The organism is Synergistes jonesii, assembly GCF_000712295.1.
GTDB classification, from domain to species: domain Bacteria; phylum Synergistota; class Synergistia; order Synergistales; family Synergistaceae; genus Synergistes; species Synergistes jonesii.
In genome coordinates, this window is sequence record NZ_JMKI01000006.1 from 172,210 (window position 1) to 179,175 (window position 6,966).

At 60.1% G+C, this 6,966-nt stretch carries 4 protein-coding genes; all 4 read left to right on the forward strand.

The window, feature by feature from the left end; all coding sequences use genetic code 11:
• Positions 1–339 (forward strand): phage tail protein, encoded by a 339-nt coding sequence (locus tag EH55_RS02935; protein ID WP_037974559.1) that lies wholly within the window; start codon positions 1–3, stop codon positions 337–339.
• Entirely contained in the window at positions 336–872 is a 537-nt protein-coding gene (locus EH55_RS02940; protein WP_037974560.1) for a hypothetical protein, read from the forward strand. The genes EH55_RS02935 and EH55_RS02940 overlap by 4 nt, the downstream gene beginning before the upstream one ends.
• Complete coding sequence (locus EH55_RS02945; protein WP_037974561.1) at positions 869–1,252, forward strand: hypothetical protein; 384 nt, start codon at positions 869–871, stop codon at positions 1,250–1,252. The genes EH55_RS02940 and EH55_RS02945 overlap by 4 nt, the downstream gene beginning before the upstream one ends.
• A partial coding sequence (locus tag EH55_RS02950; RefSeq protein WP_152550709.1) for a phage tail protein occupies positions 1,246–6,966 on the forward strand: 5,721 nt, incomplete at its 3' end. The genes EH55_RS02945 and EH55_RS02950, both read left to right, overlap by 7 nt.

Below are 6,966 nucleotides of genomic sequence, written 5' to 3' on the forward strand. Positions count from 1 at the left end.
ATGCCAACTCCCGTATTCACTTGGATTCCGGATTTCGCGTGGCGGTCGCAATTCCGCCGCCGCGTGAACATCACCACTTTCGAGAGCGGCAAGGAGCAGCGCAGCGACCGCGGATCGGCTCCGCGCGAGTGGACCCTGTCGTTCACCGACAGCGGCGGCGTGCTCGCCGAGATCGAAGCGTTTTGGAACGCTCGAAAGGGCCCGGTGGAATCTTTTCTATGGACGCCGCCCGGCGAGCTGTCGGCGATAACGGTGCGCTTTAAGGACGACACGCTGAAATCAGAGCGTTCCGGCTCGAAATACGGCAGAATAGAGCTCACTTTGAGGGAAATACTATGACAAGCGATTATAAAACGGCGGCCCAGTCCGAGACGGTGAGTCCGATATATCTTCTCCGCGTCCTCGACATCCCGCCGCTCGATCCAGCCACACACGACGTCGACTGTCTCTATATCACCGACGCGGGAGAAAATGTCATGTGGTTCGATGAAAATGGACAGCCGCAGACGTATTACGCCTGCGGCATGAGCGTCGACGAGGTGGAGCGAAGCAAGGAGCAGACCACCGACCAGTGCCACATCTCTATCGACAACGTGAGCAACGAGCTCACCGCGCTGGCGCAGCACTACAAGCTCAACGGCGTGCGCTGTGAACTTTACAACGCTTTCAAGGATACACTCGACAGCGAGAGCGGCGCGACGCTGAAATTCAGCGGCAAGATACGCAACATCACCGTCGGGCAGACGCAGGTCGACGCCGTCATTTCGCAAGGCTTCGACGGCATGGACAAGGTGCCGCGCCGCATCTGCTGGACGTCTATGTTCCCCTATATTCCCAGCGCGAAGAATCCACGTGAGCTTTCACGAAAATGAGCGGGCTGAACGATCTTATCGGACTGCCGTGGGGCTTCGGCCCCGGGCAGACCGACTGCCTGCGGCTGGCGATTGCGGCGCAGGAGATATACGGGCGCGTTATCCCGCTTGTGTGGGACTACACGCCGGAGAACTACGAGGCGCGGACACATGACATCCGGCGCGAGCTTGAAAGGATATCCTGCGAAATAGCCGCTCCCGAACAGGGGGCGGCTGTTCTATTCGACTTCGCGCCGGTGTTTCACATAGGGACGTTCGTAAGTCAGACGCACTTTCTTCACATCCCTCGCGGCGGCACCAGCCGCCTCACGCGGTGGAGCGCGCCATATCAAAAGAGAACTGTCGGTATATACAGGATAATGGAGGTGCCACCATGGTAACAGTAGCAGCAGGCGCGCTTTTGGGGTGGGCTTTTTCCGGTACGTTGACATCCATTTTTACCGGTATGACTGTATGGGGCGCGGTAATGTTCGGCGCGTCACTCGGCAGCCTTGTAGGAGGCTTTATTGCTCAAAGGAATATTAGCGATTACGACAATTCTCCTACATATAGTTTCGGCCCCATAAGCAACACGATGTCGCAGCTCGTGCCGATCCCCGTAATTTACGGCCGGTGCCGTGTTGCGGGCAATATCATCTATCAGGCGTTCGCCGACGACAAAAAAGAAGAGCAGGACCTATATATCCTTGTTGGCGAAGGCCCGGTGACGGCAATAAATGATGTGATGGCCAATGATCAATATCCAGCGAATCTCGACGGCTGTTCGGTGACGACCTACCTCAATACCACGGCGGCGACGCATGACGGGCGCGATCCGTCCGGCGTGCGTCCCTATCCCGACGATGTGGCGCTCATCTGTCTGACGCTCAAGGCGCAGGAGAAACTGAACGGTACTCCGACGGTGACGAGCATCGTAGACGGCGTAAAAGTCTGGACGCCCTCCGGTTTCACATGGAGCCGCAACCCCATATGGATAATCCTCGACATCCTCTGCCATCCGCGCTACGGGCTCGGCTATGGCACAGTGACGAACGGTGTATACCAACACCCAGATTGGGACAAGATAGATTACGCCTGCGCCGTTGCGGCGGCGGCATACTGCGACGGCGTCGTCTCTTATGGCAGGCGCTTCCAGCTCGACTTCACTCTCGATACACAGCGTCCCATCCGCGACGTTCTCGCCGACTTCCTCGCCACGTGCCGCGGCTATCTTGTCGAGACCGATAAACTGCAGATTTGCATCGACGCGCCGGTATCCATCTACAGCCGCGAAATCACTCCGGACAATATCACCGAAGATAGTTTCACTTTTTGGCAGTCAGCCGATGAAGACGTATGCAATCGCATCACCATTGACTGGATAGACCCCGACAACAGCTACGAGCGAGTGACCGACGTCTTCCAAGATTCGGTCGACATCGCCGACCGCGGCGTGGTAGAAAAATCGATATCCCTGCTGCCCGTGACGCGCTCCGGGCAGGTGGGACATATGGGCTACTACCTGCTCAAGACGTCTCTGCTTGTGAGAAATTTCTGCTCGTTCGGAGTGGGGTTGAAAGACTGCGACATCCAGCCTGGTGAAGTGTTGTTGGTGACGTTCGAGGAATTCACCGGATGGAACAAAAAGCCGTTCCGCGTCGTCTCCGTGAGAGACGGGGGGCAGGACATTATGGTTGTGACCTGCTCGGAATATATCGCCGACGTGTACGACGACTCTGTGCTGGATATCACGCACCACATCGACACCAGCCTCACTATGAACTACAAGCCGAACGACGTGACGGAGCTGACGATAACGGAGCAGCTGGAGACCATGCAGGACGGCGGCTACAACCTCATTGCCAAGATCACATGGACGCCGCCGGCGAGCTACGACCACCTCGAACTCTGGTACCGCTACAGCTCCGAGGTAAGCTGGAAGCCTGCGGGCACGCTGCCGCGAGGCTCCGAAGAATACTATCTGCCCTGCACTGAAAAAATAGGCGACACGCTATACGTGAAGATATACGTCGTTTCGCGCCTCGGCGTACGCAGCGACGGACAAACCATAAGCAAAATACTGCGCGGCGACCTCACGCCGCCGGCTCCGCCGACGAACCTGCAGGGGACGGGCGGCTTCCGCATGGCGACGCTCACATGGACGGACCCCGGCGACGGCGACCTCGACCATATCGACATTTATCGCTCATTGGCATCCGATGCCGCCGAGATGACGAAAATAGGCTCGGCTCCACGTTTCGCACAGGAGTACATAGACAGCAATTTAGGCGTGCTGCAGACGGCGTGGTATAGACTCAAAGCAGTCGACGTGGCTGGAAACCAGAGCGTGTATTCCGCCGTCGTTTCCGCGACCAGCGAGGCGCTGAGCCCCTCCGACCTTCCCGACGGCACAATCCAGGAGTCGCACCTTGCGGCGGCGTTGCAGGCGGAGATAGCGAAAATCCCCGACATCGAGGTAGACATATCGGAGATAGTAGACGACGTGGCGGCGCGCGAGGCGCAGATACGCAGCGACGTCGAGACAATAAAAGAGGGCTTGCAGGACGACATCGCGCTCGTAGACCAGAAAGTCGACGCCACGGCGCAGAACCTGAGCGACCTCTCAGATGCAACGGATACAGCCGTGTCCCGTCTGTCGGGCGACATCAGCGCGGCGGCGCAGCAGGCGGCCGCGAACGTCGAAGCGGCGAAGACGCTGCTGCGCGGCGAGTCTAAGAACCTCACAGACGAAATGATGGAACAGCTCGACGCGCTATCCGAAGCCGTGATAGGAACGCTCAGCATGGTCAAAGACGTGGGCGACCGGCTCTCCGACGCCGGCGTATACGTAGACCCGGACAGCCGCGAAGTTCGCATCTACGGGCTCGACGTGCTGCGGCGCGAAACAGACCTGCGCATATCCAACGCCGAAATAATGCTCGACGCGCAGGCCGCGAAAATATCGCAAAAAGTCACCCTCGCGCAGGTAGACGAGCGCATCGCCGGCATGGCGTTCGACAACGTCGGACAACTGCTGCTTGAAGGCGTCAACGCGCGCATAGACGACGTATCGCAGGAATTAGACGCGCAAAAAGTCGAGCTCAGAAGCAAAGCGTCGAGCGTGATCGTACAGGAACACACCGCGCGCATTGCGCAGGCGGAAGCCGACCTGCAGGGACTCGACGCGGCCATAGCGCTCAAAGCCTCCCTCGTAGAACTCGACCTTGCCGTGGCGCGCATAGAAGCGGCCGAACTGAAAATAGACGCGCAGAACGGCACCATAAGCGGCTACGTCGGGCAGTACGCGGAAGACTTCGACGCGCTCGCGGAAGGCGTAATACAGAACGCCTCCAACCAATTCGAGAGCGACAAAGCGAACAGACAGGCTATCGCCTACGCCAAACAGGAACTCATCGGGCGGCTCAACATAGTCGACGGGCGGCTCGAAGCCGAAGCGGCGTCGAGACTGATACTCGAAGCGCAGATAAAAAACGCCGCCGCCTCGCTCATCTCCGAAAAAGAACTGCGGGCGCGGGAGGACGAAGCCATCGCCACGCTCGTAGACCGCGTGATAGTCGACGTCGATTCAAACCGCGCGGCGATAATCGAAGAAGCCGAGCTGCGGGCCGACAGAGACGAAGCCTATGGAAAAATGCACAACGCCATGATAGCGAGCGTAGACGACTCGGCCGGCGACGCGGATTTAGCCGCCCTCATATCCGGATTCAGGGGCGAGCAGTCCATACGCCGGCAGATGGCCGGATTTTACAGCGATCTGGACGCGCGCGTAAAAGAAAACGAAATCGCCGAAGCGACGAAACGCGAAGCCCTCGTCGCCCAGATGAACGAAAACAAAGCGCTGATAGAAACCGAACAACTCGTCCGCGCGGCGGAAAACGAAGCGCTCGCCCTGCGCATAGACGACGTCTTCGTCGAAGTCGGCGACGCGAAAGCCGCGATAACCGAAGAGGCGCAGGCCCGCGCCGACCAGTACGGTGCGCTCGCCACGCAGATAAGCGGCATAAGCGCCGGCTCCTCCATCGACAAACAGGAATTGCTCGACGCGATAGCGGCCGAGTCGCAGGCGCGCATCGATGCGATAGAGGCGGAAGCCGCCGCGCGCGGTACGGCGCTCACGGCGGAAGAGCAGGCGCGCATCGCGGCCATACAGCAGGAGGCGGCCGACAGGTCTGCCGCGATAGCCGAAGCCGTCGGCGAAGAAAGGCGTCAGCGCACAGCCGACGTGATGGAAGTGCGCGAAGCCAACAGCAGGGGGCTCGAAAGCTACGGCACGCTGCTCTCCTTCCAGATCGCCGACAGCCGAGAGGCGGACGGCGAGGCGCTGATGCAAACCCTGCTCAGCAACGAAAACGCTCTTAAAGAACAGAAGAGGCGCCTCGCCGCGCATTATGAATACCTCGACTCGCGCGTGAACGAGCTGGGGGTCGCCCAAGCGGAAGACCGTGAAGCCCTGATAGTGATGATGGGCGGCAACATCGCGGCGATAAAGCGCGAACAGTACGTGCTGGCGGACAAAAACGAGGCGCTTGCCAAAGACATACAGACTCTATTCGCCGAAGTGGGCGACGCCAATGCCGCGATAATCGCCGAACAAGAAGCGCGGGCCTCCGCGGACGCGGCCGCCGTGAGCAAAGTGGACACGCTTTCGGCGACCGTCGAGAGCAACAAGAGCGAAGCCACTGCGGCGGTACAGTCCGAAGCAGACGCGCGCATCGCGGCTATAGAGGCGGAAGCCGCCGCGCGCGGTACGGCCCTCACGGCCGAAGAGAACGCGCGCATCGCAGCCATACAGGCGGAATCCACGGCCCGCCAACAGGCGATAAACAGCGAAGCTACGGCGCGTATAGCCGCCGTCCGCGAAGAACGGGAGGCGCGCGTAAGCGGCGACAACGCCTTATCCGGCCGCATAAACACGCTCGTCTCAGACGTAGGCGGTGCGATGTCCGCGATAACCGAAGAGGCGCAGACGCGGGCGGCTAAGGACGAAGCGTATGGGCGGCTGGGCACCTCGATGATAGCCGCGAGCGACGAAGACGCGGGCGAAGCGGCGCTCTACGCGGCGATACTGGCCTATAACATCGGCCGGAAGCTGACCGAACAATTCGCGGTCTACTACAACACGCTGGATACGCGCATCAAGCAGGGGCTTCTTTCGGAGGCGCAGGCGCGCGAACTTATGGCGGCCAAACTGGCGGCGGCGCAGGCGGCGATAGAGACCGAGAAAATAGTGCGGGCCGATAGGGACGGCGCGCTGGCAAGCACCATCACCACCGTGCAGGCCAAGGTGACGACGGAAGAGACCGAACGCAAGGCGGCGATACAGGACGAGCGCACCGCGCGCGTAAACGCGGACAACGCACTCGCGAGCCGAGTGAGCACCGTAGAGGCCAAATCCGGCGGCAACGAAGCCGCGATACAGACGCTCTCCGAAGTCACTGCCGGCAAGCCCGACATCTACAATCAGGCGACCGCGCCGGCGGGCACGGTGGACAAGCCGCTGAAATTGGGCGACTTATGGATAAACCCCAACAACGAGATAAGCCGCTGGAACGGCGCCGCATGGGTCAAGTGCACCGACAAAGAGCTGACAGACTTCAAGGCGCAGGCGGCGGCCGCCACGTGGCTTAAAACGCAGGTATCGAGCGGCGGCAGAAAAGTCGTCGCGGGGCTCGGGCTTTTGGCTACCGCCGGCAACGGCTCGGAATTCGTCATATTGGCCGACAGATTCTACCTCGTGAAAGACAAAAACGGCGAGCTCGTGCAGCCCTTCGCGGTGGACGCCAGCGACCCGAACGACCCGAAAGTAGTCATCGAGGGCAACTTTTTCGTGCAGGCGCTGAAAAACGGCGGCTACGCCGATGCCACCGGCTGGATAATCGGCGACAAAATAGCCGCGCACAGCAAGATACAGTTAGGCGCGGGCGGCGAGTTCATCGCCGGCGGCGGAGCCAAATTCCAGATGGGCAACGGAGCGGTCTTCATCGACTCGGAGACGGCGCAGATGATGCTGCGCGACCCTGCGAACCTCACGACCGGCGATTATATCCGCATCATCAGCGGCGATATTTCGACGTACAAATACATCGCCGGTGCG